Consider the following 17,589-nt stretch of genomic DNA (forward strand, 5'->3'; position numbering starts at 1 on the left):
ATGCAACCAGGGGGAACGTTGGAATCGCGGATCACTGATGCGGATCTGGCCATCATCGGCGGTGGCGTCGGCGGAGTCGCCGCCGCGCTCGCAGCTCTGCGCCGCGGGCTGCGGGTGGTGCTGACCGAGGAGGGCGACCGCATCGGCGGGCAGTTCACCAGCCAGGGCGTGCCCCCGGACGAGCACCGGTGGATCGAGCAGTTCGGCTGCACCGCCTCCTACCGCCGGTACCGCAACGCGGTCCGCGATCACTACCGGACGTGGTACCCCCTCACCGTGGCCGCCAGGAGCCAGCCACACCTCAACCCCGGCCTGGGCCGGGTCGGTGCACTGTGCCACGAGCCGCGGGTCAGCGGTGCGGTGCTGCGCGCGCTCGTCGACCCCTACCTGAGCAGCGGCCGGCTGCGCATCCTGCTCCGTGCGCGGCCGGTCGCGGCGGAGACCGACGGCGACCGGGTCAGCAGCGTGACAGTGGACCGCGCGGACGCCGGCCTGGTGCACATCGCGAGCCCGTACTATCTGGACGCCACCGAGCTCGGTGACCTGCTGCCGCTCGCGGGCGTGGAACACGTCACCGGGTTCGAGTCCAGGCACGAGACCGGTGAGCCGAGCGCGCCGGAGGCGGCGCAGCCCGGCAACATGCAGGCATTCTCCTGGGTGTTCGCCGTCGATCACCGCGAGGGCGAGGACCACGTGATCGACCGGCCGGCGAACTACGACCACTGGCGCGCGTACCGTCCCGACTACTGGCCGGGACCGCAGGTCGGGCTGACCGCGCCGGACCCGCGGACGAGGGAGCCGCTGACGCGGACGTTCACCCCGAACATCCGCTCGGGGCCCGTGCTCGCCGACCAGAGCCAGGACCCGGGGGATCGCGAGCTGTGGGAGTTCCGCCGGGCCGTCGCCCGCGAGCTGTACGAACCCGGCTTCGTGACCAGCGACGTCACCCTGGTGAACTGGCCCATGATCGACTACGTGGCGGGGGCCCTCATCGGCGTGAGCGAGGAGGAGAAGGCACGCCACCTAGCCGGAGCGCGTGAGCTCTCCGCGAGCATGCTCTACTGGCTGCAGACCGAGGCGCCACGGCCGGACGGCGGCCGCGGCTGGCCGGGACTACGGCTGCGGCCGGACGTCATGGACACCCCCGACGGCTTCGCCGCCGCCCCCTACATCCGCGAGTCCCGGCGGATCAGGGCCGAGTACACCGTCGTCGAACAGGACGTGTCCCTCGCCGTACGCGGTGAGGCGGGCGCGAAGCCGTACGACGACACGGTCGGCATCGGCATGTACCGGATCGACCTGCACCCCTCGACGGGCGGCGACAACTACATCGACGTTCCCAGCTGCCCGTTCCAGATCCCGCTCGGCGCCCTGCTGCCCGTACGCGTGCGGAACGTGTTGCCGGCCGGCAAGAACATCGGCAGCACGCACATCACCAACGGCTGCTACCGGCTGCACCCCGTGGAGTGGAACATCGGCGAGGCCGCCGCCTCACTGGTGGCCTACTGCCTGGGGGAGACGGTGGAGCCGCACGATGTCCGGCGCAAGGAAGGGCACCTGCGAGCGTTCCAGGGCGCGCTGAAGGCCGACGGCGTCGAGCTGTCCTGGCCGGAGATCCGGGGGTACTGATGCCTGTGTCAGGTGTGATCGTCCCCGCCGTGACCCCGATCGGCGAGAGCGGGCGTCCGGACCTCGCGGCCGGCCTGGGATATTTCGGCGCGCTCGCCGCCGCGGGCATCACGAAGATCATGCTCCTGGGCACGAACGGCGAAGGGCCGCTGCACCAGACGGCGGAGATCGGCGCGTTCCTCGCCGATGCCGTCGGCCGCTGGCGGTGGCTGGTGCCGGGCGGCACCGTCGTCGTCAACGTCTCCGCCGCCGGCACCCGCGAATCGCTCAGGCGGGCCGAGCTCGCCGCGGCGGCCGGGTGCGACGCGGTCGCCCTCAGCCCGCCCTGCTACTTCCACCATGACGAGCACGACATCGTCGAGCACTACCGGGCGAGCCGTGCCGCGGCCGTGCCGGTGATCGCGTACAACATCCCGCGGTACGCGCCGCCGTTCTCGGCGGGCTCGATCGCAGCCGTCGCCGACATGGAGCACGTCGCCGGCGTCAAGGACAGCTCCGGCGACTCGGACATCCTGCGGCAGTGGCTCGACGTCAAGCGCCACCGGCCGGGCTTCGGCGTGAGCCAGGGAGCGGAGGGCAAGATGCTCGACGCGCTGTCCGCGGGCGCGGACGGGATCACCCCCGGAATCGCCAACCTCGCCCCGCGCGTCGCGCTCGAACTCGTCGCCGCGCACCACGCAGGCGATCAGGAGCGTGCCGCCCTGGCCCAGAAACGGGTCGTCTCGTTGCTCGGGGTGCACGGGATCCGGGCCGGAGTCCCGGTCGTCAAGGCGAGCCTGGCCATGCGAGGCCTGTGCGCCCCCACGGTCGCCCCACCGCTGCGGACCCTCGACGACGGCGAACTGGCGGCACTGCGCGAGTTCCTGACGGAATTCGAGCCTGATCTGATCGGAGCCGCCGATGGCTGACGTCGAGTGGTGGCGTACCGCGGTGATCTACCAGATCTACATCCGGTCCTTCGCGGACGGCGACGGCGACGGGATCGGCGACATCGCCGGGATCCGCAGCCGCCTGGGCTACCTGGCCGGGCTCGGTGTCGACGCCATCTGGATCACGCCGTGGTACGAGTCGCCGAACAACGACGGGGGCTACGACGTGGCCGACTACCGTGCCATCGCCCGCGAGTACGGCGACGTGCGCGGGGCCGAGCAACTCGTCGCGGAGGCGCACCGGCATGGCCTGAAGGTGATCCTGGACATCGTGCCGAACCACACGTCCACCGATCACCCCTGGTTCCAGGCCGCGCTCGCCGCCCCGCCCGGCTCCCCGGAACGCGCCCGGTACCACTTCATGGACGGGCACGTCGTCCCCAACGACTGGCGCAGCACGTTCGGCGGCCCGGCCTGGACCCGGGTGCCCGACGGGCAGTGGTACCTGCACCTCTTCGATCCCACCCAGGCCGACCTCAACTGGTCCCATCCCGAGGTCCGCGCGGAGTTCCTGGACCTGCTGCGCTTCTGGTTCGACCGCGGGGTCGACGGGTTCCGCGTCGACGTCGCCACCGGCCTGATCAAGCACCCCGGTTACCCCGATCTCGGCTACCGGGAGGAGGACCTGCTCGTTCTCACCGACGTGCCCGACCATCCGCACCGGGACCGCGACGAGGTGCACGCCGTCTACCGGGAGTGGCGCGAGGTGGCCGACGCCTACGACCCTCCGAGGATCTTCGTGGCCGAGGCGTGGGTGGCGGACCCCGAGCGGCTGGCCAGGTACGTGGCGCCGGCCCAGCTCCACACCGCCTTCAACTTCCCCTTCCTGCAGTCCGCGTGGGACGCCGGCGACCTCTTCACGGTGATCGACTCCACGCTCCGCACGATGTCTCTCTCCGGGTCCCCCTCCGGCGCGCCGCCCACCTGGGTGCTGTCCAACCACGACGTCGAACGCACGGTGACCCGTTACGGCCGTGCCGACACCCGCAAGCACCAGGGGAAATCCGGTCACGAGCTGGGCCCGGTCGACGAGGATCTGGGCCGCCGTCGCGCCAGGGCCGCGCTGCTGCTGATGCTGGCGCTGCCCGGCGTCGCCTACCTCTACCAGGGCGAGGAACTCGGGCTGCCCGACCACATGGACATCCCCGACGATCGTCTCCGGGACCCGATCTGGACCCGTTCGGGCGGGCGCCGCCGGGGACGCGACGGCTGCCGCGTACCGCTGCCCTGGACGCCGGCGCCGGACGGCGCCGGGTTCGGTTCGGCGGACCCGTGGCTTCCGCAGCCTTCCGGATGGGGGCGGCTCTCGGTGGCGAACCAGGTGGACGACCCGGCCTCCACCTACCACCTCGTGGCGCGGGCGCTGCGGATCCGGCGGGAGCTGGACGTCCCCCAGGAGCTCGAGTGGGTGGACCGAGGCGGCTCGGTCCTGCGCTTCCGTCGCGGACCGGACTTCGAGTGCGTCGTCAATCTCGGTGACACGGAGGTGCCGCTGCCCGCCGGCACGGTCACCCTCCTGCGCAGCGACGCCCACGCCGCCGCGGGCGACCCGCTCGGACCGGACACCGCCGCCTGGCTGCGGGTGCGGGGCGACGGTACGACATGAGCCGACCCAACATCGTGCTGATCCTCGCCGACGACCTGGGCTACTCGGACATCGGCTGTTACGGCGGCGAGATCCGCACGCCGAATCTCGACCGGATCGGCCGGGCCGGGGTGCGGCTGTCGCAGTTCGCCAACACGGCACGGTGCAGCCCGTCGCGCGCGTCCCTGCTGACCGGGCTGCATCCGCACCAGACCGGTGTCGGCGTCCTGGCCGGCAACGGCGCACCCGGAGGATATCCGGGCAGCCTCGACGACCGCTGCGTGACCGTCGCCGAGCTGCTCGGAGCCGCCGGGTACGCCACCGCCATGTCGGGCAAATGGCACCTGAGCGGGCCGTTGTGGGAGCCGGTCGGCTCGTGGCCCACCCGGCGAGGATTCGGCGACTTCTTCGGAACCCTCAGCGGATGCGGGAGCTACTACGACCCGGCGACCCTGTACCGGGGCGAGGCGGACGCGAGCGCCGAAACCCGCGATCCGCGGTTCTTCTACACCGATGCGATCACCGACCACGCGGTGGAGTTCATCGGCCGGGAGGCCGCCGCCGGCCGTCCGTTCTTCGCGTACGTGGCCTACACCGCGCCGCACTGGCCGCTGCACGCGCCCGAGGAGGACGTCGCCGGGTACGACGGCGTCTACACCGCGGGCTGGGACGAACTGCGCGCCCGCCGGCTCGACCGGCTGCGCGCCGAGGGCCTGCTCGGCGCCGAGTCGGCACTGTCCCGGCCCGACCCGGCGCAACCACCGTGGGCGGCGGCACCGGACCAGGCGTGGGAGGCCCGCCGCATGCAGGTGTACGCCGCCCAGGTGGAGCGGATGGACCGGGGCATCGGCCGGATCCTCGACCAGTTGGCGACCTCCGGGGTCTACGACGACACCGTCGTGGCGTTCCTGTCGGACAACGGCGGCTGCGCCGAGATCCTGCCGCTCGGCGACCCGGAGGAATTCCGGGCCAGGCGGCACATCGTGCCGGCGGCCACCCGGGACGGCGCCGAGTTGCGTGTCGGCAACCTCCCGGGTGTCGATCCCGGCCCGGAGGACACCTACGCAAGTTACGGCCCCGCGTGGGCCAACCTGTCCAACACCCCGTTCCGTCTCTACAAGCGGTGGGTCCACGAGGGAGGCATCGCCACCCCGTTCATCGTGCACTGGCCCGCGGGAGGCCTGGCCGCGGGCCGGATCGTCCGGACCCCCTTCCAGCTCACCGACGTGCTGCCCACCCTGCTCGCCGCCGCCGGCGTCGAGTACCCGCGCGAGTTCCAGGGGCGGGATACGCCGCCCCTGGAGGGGCGCAGCATGGTGCCCGCCCTGCGCGGCGAGCCGGTCCCGGACACGTGGCTGTTCTGGGAGCACCTGGGCAACGCCGCCGTACGCCGGGGGCGGTGGAAGCTGGTCCGCGAGCACGCGGGGCCATGGGAGCTCTACGACATGGACACCGACCGCTCCGAGCTGGCCGATCTCGCCGGACGCCACCCCGGCCGCGTCGCCGAGCTGGCCGCCGCGTACCGCCGCTGGGCGCGGCGGGTCGGCGTCATACCCCGCGAAGGGGCGGGTTGACGGGTGTGCTCAGGTCTGATTCGTACCGGTGACGCGTCTCGAAGTTTACTGAGACGCTCGTCTCGGCACCCTGACCGGGGGCGCGTACGCGACCGCTAGCCGGTGCGTCGCGGGACGATTTTGTGCCACCCGCCCGGTCGTCGCTCGCGCGCTGAGCCGGTGGGGTCACCTCCTGTTGCCGACCGTGCTGATCGGCCTCGGGGTGCTCATTCTCGTGGAGGGCGGCGCCTTCGGCCTGTAGGGGTCAGCTGACGCGCGTGCTCGTGGTGGACGCCCGCACTAGCCGGCGACCTGCGTGGTGACATGCTGGACGGCCTTGACGGCGGCGTCGGGCTGGTCGGTGTAGATGTAGTGGCCGCTCTTGGCGGCCGTGCTCAGCCTGCTCCTGCTGGAGATCGCGAGCCACTTGCGCTGGCCGGCGCTCCACGCCTTCTCCAGGCGCTTGCCGTAGGTGGGGATGGCCGCCAGGTACGGCTGCCCGTGCTTGATCACCTCGACCGGGATCTTGCCGGCGGAGCGGACCTTGCCGTCGGCCATGACGAGCTGCTCCGGGTTCTGCCCCTTGAAGATCGCCAGGTTCTGCGCGCGCACCTCGGCCGCCGGGCCCTTGGCCGAGGCCGGGATGACCTTGGCGACGTCGCCGGCCATGGTCGAGGGGGTGGCGTCCATCAGCACCAGCCCCTTGACGCGGTCCTGGTGGTCGGGGGCGTAGCGGGCGGCGATGAGCCCGCCGAGCGAGTGGCCGGCCAGCACGACCGGGCGGTCACCGGCGACCTGGTCGAGCACGCCGGTGAGGATCTTGCCGGTGCTCGCGAAGTCCTGCGGGCCCTGCGGCTTGTCGCTGGCGCCCGCGCCGAGCCGGTCGTAGGAGCAGACCCGGTTCTTCCCGCTCAGCGTCTTCTGCAGCGCGGCCATCTTGGTCAGGTCGTCACCGCCGCCGTGCATCAGCACGATCACCGGCGCACCGTCGGCCGCCGCACCCGAGCAGGACACGTTCACCGACCTGCCCGCGACCTCGATCTTCTTGGTCCCGTAGATCAGGTCGGCCTCGATCTGCTGCTCGGCGGAGGCGATGGGGTCCCAGTTCTCCAGCGCGTCGCCGTTGCAACCGGTGGCGCCCGCGCCGATCACGGTGCCGCACAGCGCGGCGAGAACGGTTGCCTTGATCTTGCGGGACATGGGGGTCCTCCGGTGACTCGCAGGGTGGTGTGGTGGGAAAGCGGCGGAGCGCCGTAACCACGCCTCAACGTTATGGATCAGGCCGTCCCCGAAGCGTCCCCGCACGGTGGACATTCGCCGGTAGCTCGCACGGGGGACAAGCGCGCCCGCCGCCGCGTCACCGCCGATCGGGGCCGGTCAGCGCTTCGACCGTCCCGCGGCCCGGCGCCGCACCGCGTAGAGCAGGCCCGAGACGCCGAAGAGCACCAGGGTGATCGACAACCACCGCCCGAGGTAGGGGGAGGTGCTCAGCCCGACCGCTGCCTGGTAGTTGCGCTCGGCACCGCGCAGGACGAGGGGGAACCACACGAGCAGCAGCAGGCAGGACAGCCCGGCCGGCACCCGTACGTGATTGACCACCGCGGGCCGCCGCCCGGCCGGCCGAGCCGGGCCGGGGCGCGCAGGAAGCTTCGGCAGGGATCGGATCGCGGTGTCGGCCGCCGAGTACAGCGGCCACAACACCAGGTCGTGGAAGATGACGGCGCCGACGAACCACACGGCGAACCCCATCCAGATGCCGGCCTCCACCACCCGGGTGGCGGCGTAACCGGCCACCGCGAAGCAGGCCGCCAGCCCGAGAAGGTGCCACGGGCCGGCACCGTAGGCGCTCGCCCACCGGCTCGCGCCGCGACCGCGGCGGTTCACCGTCCCTCCCGGCGGAACTCGAGTTCGCGCACCCACTTGGTGTTGTGCACGCCCGGGGCGTTCGGCACGATGACGCGCGCGGGGAATCCGTGGTCGAGGGAGAGATCGGCGCCGTTGACCCGCAGCGCCAGCAGCGAACGCGGGTCGGCCACCTGCCCGGCGCTGAGCGAGGCCTGGCCGAAATAGCCCACGCGTTGCAGCGATCTGGCCGTGACCGCCGCCGCGCCGGGCGGGACGCCGGCCAGGCGGGCCAGGTCCGCCAGCCGCACACCCGTCCAGACCTGCTCGGTCGACCACCCCTCCACGCAGGCGATCGGCAGCGCGTAGGTGTGCAGCGGCATCGCCAGCAGGTCCGCACGGGACAGGTGCACCGGGCTCGCCCCCACGACCGCCAGCCGCCACCCATCGCCCGTCTCCGCCGCGGTGACGCCGAGGCTGGCCGCCGTCTTGTTGACCTGGAAGTCGTTGGGCCCCGTCCCGTACTCGCGCCCGTGCGGCGCCAGCAAGGCCGTTCGGCGCAGCGGCCCGTCCAGCGTCTGGCCGGCCGACAGGCCGAACATCAGCGCCGAGCCACCGCCGACGAACGCCAGCAGACCGCGCCGGGACATGGTGGGCGGCGCCGGATCAGCCGGGACCAGGCCGTCGGGGTCGGGAGGTTCCGGTCGCGTGTCGGCCAGGCGCGTACGCAGCTCGCGCCGCAGGTCCCGGGACCGCACCGCGCGGACCGCCCGGGGCAGCCGCATGGCGACGTGGACGGCCAGCGCCGCCAGAAAGATCCACGCACCGTACAGATGCGCCGGATAGAAGGAGAAGGGGAAGACGTAGAAGAGCTGGATGTTGAGGATCCCGGTAGCGAACTGGAACCCCGCACCGCCGACCAGCAGCACCAGGCTGGCGCGGTCGACGGCCTGCGCGATCGAGCGCACCGGCGGCCACTGGAACAGCTTGGGGATCACCGACCACAACTTGGCCAGCAGCACCGGTACCAGCGTCAGCCCCAGGATGACATGGGTGCCCTGGGTGACCCGGTACAGCCAGGCCGGGTGCGTCGGCCAGTCGAAGAGATAGAAACCCAGCAGACCCTTGCCCGGCGTCGTGTCGTTGCCCGGCAGCCGGGGCTCGTAGGCGGCGTACGACACCAACCCGGTGACCGCGACGACGGCGAGCCCGACGAGCAGGACGAGACCGAGCACCGACGTGAGCCAGGGACCGCGCAGCGGGCTCCGCCAGAAACCCGGGCGGAACGGCCCGGGGGGCGCGGTCGCCTTCGGCCGTCCGGCCCGGCGGCTTCCCGTAGCGGACGCGTTCCGGGCATGGGCGCGCCCGTGCGGCGTATCCGGCACTGATCCCCCCGAAGCCGGTAGTCGGATGCTGAGCTCCTTACCGGGAGTGCCGCCTTCAACACGGGACGACGGTAAACATCCCGCCATGCCGCGATCGCCTTGTCCGGGTCCCCGCGTTCTCGACGGCCCCACGACGGACGTCCTGCCGATCATGACCGCTCCGGCGGCGCCGCGTGATTCACGCGTGTTCGTATCCCTCGTCACACGCGTCACATGAAGCAATCGTGCCAATTGCGACGCAATATGCCCGATCTTGACCTAGTCTTGTGCAGTCTATGAACGTTTCTCACAGATTCGCAGCGCTCGCATCCACCGGTGTGGCCCTCACGATGGCCGTGACCTCGCAGGTGTTCGTCTCGCCCGGCGTGGCTTCGGCGGCCGTGGCACCCAGCAACCAGATCCAGCAGGCCGCCCAGCCGCTCGGGGGAGCCGCGGCGAGCACGCTGAGCCGGAGCGCCAGTGCGAACAAGTCGCTGGCCACCAAGAACCGGATCTACCGGACCGGCCGCCTCACCGACGTGAACTGCAGGCCCGGTGCGCTGCCGTCCGGGAGCACGGCAGCGTACAAGCGCTTCCTGACCCGCGTGACCAACTGCCTGAACAAGGCGTGGGGCGCGCAGTTCCGCAAGGCGCGGATGCCCTTCTCCAAGCCGCGGCTGCGCATCATCACCAGCAAGGTGAACACGCCCTGCGGCAGGTGGAGCACCGGCGCCGACGGCTACTACTGCTCCGCCAACCGCACGATGTACATGCTGATCACCAAGAAGCAGCTCCGCCAGCCGTTCCCGCTGGGCATCGCGCGGCTCATGGCTCACGAGTACGGCCACCACGTGCAGCAGACCTCGCGGATCTGGAGCTACTACTGGACGGCCCGCAACTCGGCCGGCCGCTCCCAGCGCCTGGCGCTGTCGCGCAGGTCCGAGCTCCAGGCCGAGTGCTTCTCCGGCGCCTTCATGTCGACGCTGCGGGACGGTTCGCAGTTCTCGGACCGGCAGTGGGACTACACGGTGGACTGGTTCAGGAAGAACGGCGCCAAGGCGTGGCCGCAGAACGACCACGGCAGGGGGCCCACGCAGGCGACCTGGATGACGCGTGGCTACAACAGCGGCTCTCCCGGAGCCTGCAACACCTGGGCCGCGTCGGCCCGCAGCACCACCTGACGTCACGCCACCCTCGGTGATCGTGCTTCGAGCGGACTGACACCGCGTTCAAGGCGATCTCCGCGCTGTCCATCACGTTCTCACAGGGGAAGGGCCGGGCCCGTCACGGGTCCGGCCCTTCCCTTGTGTCATCACGGGTCCCGGCTCCGTGACAGGGCCCGGATGCGCGGTACAGAAGGTCTGCATCCGGTGGTAACGACATTCGTACGCCGGCCACCGATCATCGTTCGTGGACCAGGACAGGAGGAACCGGATGACCATGCGCAGAGGCGTTCTCCGGACCATGGCGGTGGCAGCGACCGGGATCGTCGCGGTGGCGGTGAGCACCACCCCGGTCATCGCCCACAGGAGCGGCAACGGCCTGCAGACCCCCCAGCTCAGCGTCTATCCCTACAACTACAACGACGTCTGGCAGCCCGCGATGAACAAGGCGGGATCCAACTGGAACGCGACCAGCACCCCGGTGCGGGTCTACAAGGACAGCGACTCCGGGTCGACGATCACCGCGAAGAGCTACAGCAACACCTGGTACGGCACCTACACCCGGTGCGGCCCCAGCTGCTTCTACATCAAGCTCAACTCCCGCACCATCGCCAGGGACGCGTCCAACACCTCCAACTTCATCACCAGCGTTCTCGTGCACGAGCTCGGCCATGCCCTGAACCTGGCGCACAACACAGTGACGTCCATCATGAACCGCAGCCGGAACCGGAACTCCACGACCTACACCAAACCCCGGCCCCATGACGTCAGCGACGTCAACGCCTATTACTGATGACCGGATGCGTGGGAAAGGCAGATCACATGAAGGCGTTGACCCGGCTGCTGGCGGCCTCCGCGACGGCGGCCCTTCTCGTGACGGGATGCTCCGGGGCCGAACCGGCCACGATGGTCATCGAGGCCGAATATCCCGAGTACAAAAGCGCGGAGGAGCTTTTCGCGCGGGCGACGCTGGTGGTCGAGGCCACGTTGTCGACGACGTCACGCGTTCGGCGCGAGGCGGAGCCCGTTCCTGATCCGTCGGACACCGACCCGTTGTCGAACCCGATGGCGGGCGCCCCGCAGCAGGCGGATCCCTCGGCCGCCGCGCCGCCCGGCGACGTCGTGACCGTCCACGACGCGAAGGTGCTGAAGGTGTTCAAGGGGTCGGCGAAGCCCGGGCAGACCGTCGAGGTCAAGGAACTCGGCGGCACCATCGACGGCGTGAAGTACGAGGTGGAGCACGCCACGCCGCTGAAGGGCGGCGGCAGCTACCTGCTCTTCCTGGAGACGTACGCGGACTCCCCGGCCGCGATGCTCAACTCCGACCAGGCCCAGTACGCGGTGAGCGGCACGGGCGACTACGTCGCGCTGCCGGCGAACTCCATCAAGCTGACGGCCGACGACGTCTCCAGGTTGTCGGACAAGGACTGACCCCGCAGCCCTGGCGAGCTTCGCGACAGGCTGTTCGACCGTGGCGTAGCCGGCGATCAGGAACCGGCCGGCTTGTGGAACAAACCTCTGCTGGGCAGAATGCACCCGAGGGAGCCCGGCGAGGAGGAGCGCGTGACGGAGTGGCGCCCCCGGCTGCGGGAAAGCGTGATCGTCCAGGCCGAGGGCCGGGAGCTGCTCTTTCTGTGCACGGCGGACAGGACCGTGAAGAGATTCGCCGCCGACGATTTCGTGAGACACGTGATAAAGCTCCTCGACGGCACGCGCACGTATGCCGAGATCGAGCGTTCCGTCGGTGATGCGCAGGCGCTCGGTGAGGTGCTGCAGATTCTCACGGAAGAAAGGCTGCTGAGTCGTGTCGGGGATTTGGCGTCGTCCTTTTCGAAGCTCGGGGAGGAGCGTGCCGAGTTCTACGACCGCCAGTTGCGGTTGCTCCAGGATTTCTGTGACCAGGGCCGTGCCGACGTCGTTTCCGGCGTGCGGTTGCAGGAGCGTGTGGACCGCTCGACGGCGGTGGTGTGCGGCGTTGGCGGGCTCGGGGGCTGGGTCGCGCTCTGTCTGGCGAGCGCGGGTGTGGGCACGATCCGCCTGTGCGATTTCGACCGGGTCGAGCCGTCCAATTTGACCCGGCAGAGCCTGTTCGCCGTCGCCGACGTGGGGGCGTCCAAGGTGGAGGCGGCCGCTGCCAGGCTGCGGGCGGCCAATCCTTATGTCATGGTCGAGACCTTCGACCGGCGTGTGACGTCGTCCGCCGATCTGGCTGACCTGGTGGACGGGGCGGGTGTCGTGGTCAACGCGATGGATTTGCCCACGCCCAATGACACGGCGGCCTGGGTGAGCGAGGCCTGCTGGCCGGATGTGCCGCACATCCTGGGCACCGGCTACGCGTACCATATCGGGGTGCTCGGCGCGACGGTTCTTCCGGGCAGAACGGCCTGCTGGGCGTGTGTGCGGGCCGAGACGTTCGCAGATCACGGGCGTCATCGGATGGAGTCGCTGATCGGCAAGAGGCAGAGGGCGGGCGCCATCGGGGCGTTGTGCGGGCTGATCGGCACCATTCTGGGTTGGGAGGCGATCCGGGTCCTGGCGGGGCTGGAGCCGGCGCTGAGCGGCAAGTGGAGCGAGGTGGACTTCTGGCCGCTGGAGATCCGTTCGCGTCCCGTCCCGCGGCGATCCGACTGCCCGACCTGCGGTCCCTGACGACACACCGCCGGAGGGGTTCCGCGCGTTGTGCGCCTGTGCCCGGTCGTTTCTGGAACGCTGGTGGCGGAGGACGCTGCGGGCGAGGTGGTTCGGAGGCGACATGAACGAGGCGACCGCGCATCTGCTGTTCGATGCGGTGGAGCGCTTGGAGAAGAACATCGTGGCCCGGGAGTGCCCGGCCATCGTCGCCATGGAGGGCACGGACAAGGTCGTCCTGAGCGAGTACGACTACCTGCGCGATCCCGTCACGGCGGAGGCGTTCGAGATCAGGGCGGCGGAGAAGGGCCTGGAGATCGACGTCGTCCGCTGGGTGCTGGGCGTTCCGCAGGTGTGGTTGTTCAAGCCTCCGGGCACGATCGCCGTCCGGCCCGTCTCCTCCCAGCCGCTCCAGGAGGGAGAGCAGGAGGCCATCACCTGGATGAGCTTCGACCGCGACGACGGCGTGGACTACGGGCGGGTCGCGTACGTGCGCCGCCCGAACGGGGAGCCGGTGTTCTCGGACCCGGAGGTCTTCGACGTCGCCATCCGGCCGGCGCAGACCATGCCCGGTTTCGTGCTGCTGCAGCGGTGCCTGGCCGAGGACTGAGGGCCGGCCCTCGACAGACCGGCCCTCGCCCCGGTGGCTGCCGTCAGCGGTGGCCGTTCTCCTTCAGTTCGATGACCCAGGCACGACGCTCGGCGATCCTGCCGTCGCGCATGACGAACACCTCCGCCATGGACATGCGCATCTCGCCGCCCGCGACTCGCTTCACCGTCCCGGTGAGTTCCGCCATGACGACGTCGCCCTGCTCGACCATGCGCACGACCTCCAGGTGAGGAGGGTTGACGAACTCGGGCGGGCCGTCGATGGCCCGGTCGTAGGCGTCCTTGCCGGTCAGATGGAAGGCGCCGAAGACGGTCCACTCGATGTCGTCCGTCAGGCAGGACAGGATCTGCTCGTGATCGTTCTTGCGGAAACCGTCCAGATAGGTGTTGACGGTCTCGATGTTCCGTGACATGTCTGCTCCTTCACGTCGGATATCGCACTTCAAGGGGGCGTCACGCCGTCCTCACCGGAAAGGTCGGAGCGCCCGGAGCGTTCTTGACATCGCCCCGGCATCCGACGTCCAACTCGCCAATGCCGCCGGGGATCGAAGAGTTCGCAACCGTTTCTTCACCCAGTGGACCGCCGGAACGGGCCGTCCAGGTTTACAGTGCGTCCATCCAAGGGAGCACGATGAGGTTTGGGATATTAGGTCCACTGACGGTGTGGCGCGAGGAGGAGCCGCTCGATCTCGGCACGCCCAAGGCGCGCGTGCTGTTGGCGGTCTTGCTGTGCCAGGCGGGCAACCCTGTTTCGGAAGACCAACTGCTTGTGGCGCTGTGGGGGGACACCCCTCCGAAGAGCGCCACCAAGAACGTGCAGACCTACGTCCACCGGCTCCGGCGGCACCTGGACGACCCGGCTCGCGTCGTGCGGCAGGGCTACGGCTATCTGGTGACGGTCTCCGCGGACGAGCTCGATGCGGGGCGGTTCGAGAACCTGGCGAGCTCGGGGCAGGCGGCGGAGGCCGCCGGTGAGCCGGAGGCGGCGACCCGCCTTCTGCAGGAGGCGCTGGATCTCTGGCGCGGGCCCGCGTTCGCCGGCATGGCCGATGTCCCGATGCTGGCCACGGAGGCCGCGCGGCTGGACGAGGTGCGCATGTCGGTCCTGCAGTCGCGGATCGCCGTGGACCTGAGCCTGGGTCGCCACGCCGCGCTGCTGGGCGAGCTGACCGCGCTCACCGGCGAGTACCCCCTGCGGGAGCGGCTGCGCGCGCAGCTGATGCTGGCGCTGTACCGCTGCGGCCGGAGGGCGGACGCGCTCGCCGAATACACGCGTGCCCGCAGGACCCTGGTCGAGGAGACCGGCCTGGACCCGGCGGAAGAGCTGCACGACATGCACCAGAGGATCCTCACGGAGGACCCGTCACTCGACCTCGTTCCTCGCGCCCAGGCGAAGATCACGCGCTCGCCTGGAGGGCCGGGCCCGTACAGGCCGGCGGAGGCCCGGCCCCACCGTGAACGGGCCGCGCGCCGGCCGGACGGAGTGAGCACCGAGCCGGGCGAGAAGGCGCGGCACGCGCCCGGGCGTGTCCTGCCCGCCTACCGTCGCGTCCATGCCACGGCCCTGACGCCCGAGCTTCGAACGGCCCCCATCCCCGCGGAGCTGCCCCCGGACATCGCGGAGTTCACGGGCAGGGACGGCGAGGTGGCGGAGCTGACCGAGGCCCTCACCAAGCCGCGGCCGGGCACCGTCGCCATGGCCGGCGTCGCGGGTATGGGAGGCCTGGGTAAGACCACGCTCGCCGTGCACGTCGCGCACCGGATCGCGGGTCGCTTCCCCGACGGTCAGCTCTACGCGGACCTGCGCGGCGCCTCCGCCGACCCCGCCCGCCCGGAGGACGTCCTCAGCCGCTTCCTGTTCGCCCTGGGCATCAGCGCCACCGGCATACCCGAATCCCTGGAAGAACGCGTGGCGCTCTACCGGAGCTGCCTGGCCGGACGGAGAACTCTCATCCTGCTGGACAACGTCGCGGGGGAGGAGCAGGTGCGGCCGCTCCTGCCCGGGGCCCCCGGCACGGCCGTGCTGCTCACCGGGCGTGTCCGGCTGGTCGGCCTCGAGGGCACGAGCCTGCTGGAACTCGACGTCCTGCCGTCGGCCCAGGCCATGGACCTGCTGAGAAGGATCATCGGTGACGAACGCGTCCAGGACGATCCGGACGCGGCTCTGGAGATCACCCGGCTGTGCGGTCGCGTCCCGCTGGCGGTCCGCATCTCGGCGGCCAGGCTCCTCGGCAGGAGGCAGTGGAGCCTGGCCCACCTCGCCGGCGTCCTCGGGGAGGAACGCCACCGGCTGGACGAACTCGTGGCGGGCGACCTCGACATCCGCGCGGGATTCGAGATGACCTACCGGACGCTTCCCGCGGGCGGGCAGCGGGCCTTCCGGCTTGCCGGGCTGCTCGACGCGCCCGACTTCGCCTCCTGGGCGGTGGCCGCCCTCCTGGACGTGCCGGTACGGCAGGCGGAACGCGAGATCGAGACCCTGGTCGACGCCCATCTGCTGAACCTCACAGGGACGGACGAGACGGGCAGGCTCAGGTACCGGTTCCACGACCTGATCCGGTTGTACGCGCGCGAGCGGGCGCAGCGCGAGGATTCCGAACCCGAGCGCCAGGCCGCGCTCCGGCGGGCCCTGGGCGCGTGGCTGGCCCTGGCGGAGGTCGCGGCGGAGCACGTCCCGGGCCCCTGCTTCGCACTCATGCACAGCAGTGCGCCGCGCTGGCGGCTGCCCGCGGCGGTGTCCCGCCCGCTGCTGGCCGACCCGATGGCCTGGTTCGGCGCGGAGCACGCCGCGCTGATGGCGGGGGTGGCCCAGGCGTGCGAGGCGCGCCTGGGCCAGCTCGCGTGGGACCTCGCGGGGTCCACCGAGACGTACCTCAACGTGCGCGGCCTGTACGACGGCTGGCTGCGCATGCACGAGCAGGCGCTCGCGCTCTGCCGTGAGACCGGCGACAGGCGCGGCGAGGCCGTGCTGATGCGCGGCCTCCTGGAGGTCACCACCTGGAGTTCGCCGGCGGGCCCCGGACCGGCGATGACGCGGATGCGGGCCGGCGCCTCGCAACTCCTCGACCTGTTCACCATGCTGGACGATCCGGTGGGAATGGCCGACGCCCTGGCGACCCTGGCCTGGAGCATGACGGCCGACGGGAACGGCGGTGCGCAGGCGCTCGCCCTGGCGGAGCGCGCCCTGCGGACGGCCGCCGACGCGGGCTACCTCGGCGGCCAGGCGCGGGCCTACCACGTGATGGCGATCATCTACGGCGAGGACGACCCGCGGGCGGCGCACACGGTCCTGGAGCAGGCGACGAAGGTCGCCGAGGCGCTCGGCAACCCCCACTACACCACGACGATCACCCAGTTCCTCGGGGCGGCGAAAGCGTTCAGCGGTGACTTCGCGGGCGGCCAGGAACTGCTGGAGAGGTCCCTGGACATGGCGCGGCGGTTGAACTACCGCTATCTGGAGACGTTCTCGCTGCTCTACCTCTCGAAGTTGTTCCTCGTCACCGGGGACGAGCGGGCCAGGGCGACCGCCGAGCTGACGCTGGCCCACAGCGAGGACGGCAACTTCGGACATTACCTCGCCGACGCGCTCAGCGTTCTCGGGCAGGTGAACCTGGCCGAAGGAGACCTGCCCGCCGCCATCGCCGCCCTCGAACGCTCGGTCCGGGTCTGGCGGACCCGCGGCTCGATCCCCTACCTGGCGCGGACGCTGCGCGCCCTCGGCGACGCCCACGACGCCGCCGGCGACCACCGCACGGCCAAGGCCATCTGGGAAGAGGCTCGCGAACTGTTCCACGGGATCTCGCACGAGGACGGCGTGGGAACGCTGGACGCCCGGCTCGGCCGCTGACCCGCTCCCGTCGCCGCGAGACCAACCGGCCACCACGAATGTTGTCATCCGCCCGGTCCGTCCGTACGCCGCTCCGGCGGGCGCGAAAGGGGTGCGGTCTTTCTCGCCGCGCAGCCGTGCGCATTTCACGCCCCGCACAAGTCAACCTGTCCCCGGACATTGATGGATCTGATGGAGAGATACCTGACCGCCGAACGCAGAGGGTGGGAAATGTCGGATACCCGACACGCGTGTGGCGATTCTCCTTTGCGCTGCACTTGGATGGTCACCATTCCGGTTCATTGATGGGAGGAACCGCATGGGTTCGGTTCGTGTGGCCATTGTCGGTGTCGGCAACTGCGCGTCGTCGCTGGTCCAGGGCGTTCACTATTACAAGGACGCCGACCCGGACGTACGGGTCCCGGGCCTGATGCACGTGAAGTTCGGCGATTACCACGTCG

Annotated in this window: 14 protein-coding genes and 1 pseudogene; 11 read left to right on the top strand and 4 right to left on the bottom strand. The window is 70.7% G+C overall.

Translation table 11 applies throughout. From position 1 onward, the window contains the following. Window positions 1-18: 18 nt before the first annotated feature. From ACTWPV_RS41910 to ACTWPV_RS41925, 4 genes are read left to right on the top strand one after another with little or no spacing between them, the layout of a single operon-like run. Window positions 19-1,629, top strand: a complete 1,611-nt coding sequence (locus ACTWPV_RS41910; protein WP_443156040.1) for an FAD-dependent oxidoreductase — start codon at window positions 19-21, stop codon at window positions 1,627-1,629. Next, window positions 1,629-2,537, top strand: coding sequence for a dihydrodipicolinate synthase family protein (locus tag ACTWPV_RS41915; protein ID WP_443156041.1), 909 nt, complete (start codon window positions 1,629-1,631; stop codon window positions 2,535-2,537). Before ACTWPV_RS41910 ends, ACTWPV_RS41915 begins: the two co-directional genes overlap by 1 nt. Continuing rightward, on the top strand, window positions 2,530-4,164 hold the full coding sequence (locus ACTWPV_RS41920; RefSeq protein ID WP_443156042.1) for an alpha-amylase family glycosyl hydrolase: 1,635 nt from the start codon (window positions 2,530-2,532) through the stop codon (window positions 4,162-4,164). The genes ACTWPV_RS41915 and ACTWPV_RS41920 overlap by 8 nt, the downstream gene beginning before the upstream one ends. Continuing rightward, window positions 4,161-5,717 (top strand): arylsulfatase, encoded by a 1,557-nt coding sequence (locus tag ACTWPV_RS41925; protein WP_443156043.1) that lies wholly within the window; start codon window positions 4,161-4,163, stop codon window positions 5,715-5,717. Before ACTWPV_RS41920 ends, ACTWPV_RS41925 begins: the two co-directional genes overlap by 4 nt. Before the next feature lie 279 nt (window positions 5,718-5,996). On the opposite strand, the gene ACTWPV_RS41930 is transcribed toward ACTWPV_RS41925, so the two are convergent. The 3 genes from ACTWPV_RS41930 to ACTWPV_RS41940 all read right to left on the bottom strand — a co-directional run bounded on the left by ACTWPV_RS41930 (window position 5,997) and on the right by ACTWPV_RS41940 (window position 8,773). Then, window positions 5,997-6,896: an alpha/beta fold hydrolase gene (locus ACTWPV_RS41930; protein ID WP_443156044.1), complete on the bottom strand. Its 900-nt coding sequence runs from the start codon at window positions 6,894-6,896 to the stop codon at window positions 5,997-5,999. A gap of 177 nt (window positions 6,897-7,073) precedes the next feature. Beyond that, complete coding sequence (locus tag ACTWPV_RS41935; protein WP_443156045.1) at window positions 7,074-7,580, bottom strand: hypothetical protein; 507 nt, start codon at window positions 7,578-7,580, stop codon at window positions 7,074-7,076. Continuing rightward, window positions 7,577-8,773, bottom strand: a complete 1,197-nt coding sequence (locus tag ACTWPV_RS41940) for a molybdopterin-dependent oxidoreductase (RefSeq protein WP_443156046.1) — start codon at window positions 8,771-8,773, stop codon at window positions 7,577-7,579. Before ACTWPV_RS41940 ends, ACTWPV_RS41935 begins: the two co-directional genes overlap by 4 nt. 467 nt (window positions 8,774-9,240) lie before the next feature. Here ACTWPV_RS41940 and ACTWPV_RS41945 point away from each other — a divergent pair, with 467 nt between their 5' ends. The 5 genes from ACTWPV_RS41945 to ACTWPV_RS41965 all read left to right on the top strand — a co-directional run bounded on the left by ACTWPV_RS41945 (window position 9,241) and on the right by ACTWPV_RS41965 (window position 13,303). Then, complete coding sequence (locus ACTWPV_RS41945) at window positions 9,241-10,083, top strand: neutral zinc metallopeptidase (protein WP_443156047.1); 843 nt, start codon at window positions 9,241-9,243, stop codon at window positions 10,081-10,083. A 253-nt stretch (window positions 10,084-10,336) separates the two neighbouring features. Then, window positions 10,337-10,858 carry a matrixin family metalloprotease gene (locus tag ACTWPV_RS41950; protein ID WP_347647651.1) on the top strand — a complete coding sequence of 174 codons (522 nt, stop codon included), beginning with the start codon at window positions 10,337-10,339 and terminating at the stop codon, window positions 10,856-10,858. A 29-nt stretch (window positions 10,859-10,887) separates the two neighbouring features. Then, window positions 10,888-11,496, top strand: coding sequence for a hypothetical protein (locus tag ACTWPV_RS41955; RefSeq protein ID WP_443156048.1), 609 nt, complete (start codon window positions 10,888-10,890; stop codon window positions 11,494-11,496). Window positions 11,497-11,628: 132 nt separating this feature from the next. Continuing rightward, complete coding sequence (locus ACTWPV_RS41960; RefSeq protein WP_347647653.1) at window positions 11,629-12,714, top strand: ThiF family adenylyltransferase; 1,086 nt, start codon at window positions 11,629-11,631, stop codon at window positions 12,712-12,714. A gap of 103 nt (window positions 12,715-12,817) precedes the next feature. Continuing rightward, window positions 12,818-13,303: a hypothetical protein gene (locus ACTWPV_RS41965; protein WP_347647654.1), complete on the top strand. Its 486-nt coding sequence runs from the start codon at window positions 12,818-12,820 to the stop codon at window positions 13,301-13,303. 43 nt (window positions 13,304-13,346) lie between these two features. Here ACTWPV_RS41965 and ACTWPV_RS41970 read toward each other — a convergent pair whose 3' ends face one another. Further along, window positions 13,347-13,715, bottom strand: coding sequence for a nuclear transport factor 2 family protein (locus ACTWPV_RS41970; RefSeq protein ID WP_347647655.1), 369 nt, complete (start codon window positions 13,713-13,715; stop codon window positions 13,347-13,349). 218 nt (window positions 13,716-13,933) lie between these two features. Between ACTWPV_RS41970 and ACTWPV_RS41975 the strand changes: the two genes are divergently transcribed. Then, on the top strand, window positions 13,934-17,149 hold the full coding sequence (locus ACTWPV_RS41975) for an AfsR/SARP family transcriptional regulator (RefSeq protein ID WP_443156049.1): 3,216 nt from the start codon (window positions 13,934-13,936) through the stop codon (window positions 17,147-17,149). 298 nt (window positions 17,150-17,447) lie between these two features. Continuing rightward, window positions 17,448-17,589: pseudogene (locus tag ACTWPV_RS41980) on the top strand (inositol-3-phosphate synthase); the annotation flags it as partial.

Origin of the sequence: Nonomuraea sp. KM88 (genome assembly GCF_052245635.1) — a bacterium.
Classification (GTDB): domain Bacteria; phylum Actinomycetota; class Actinomycetes; order Streptosporangiales; family Streptosporangiaceae; genus Nonomuraea.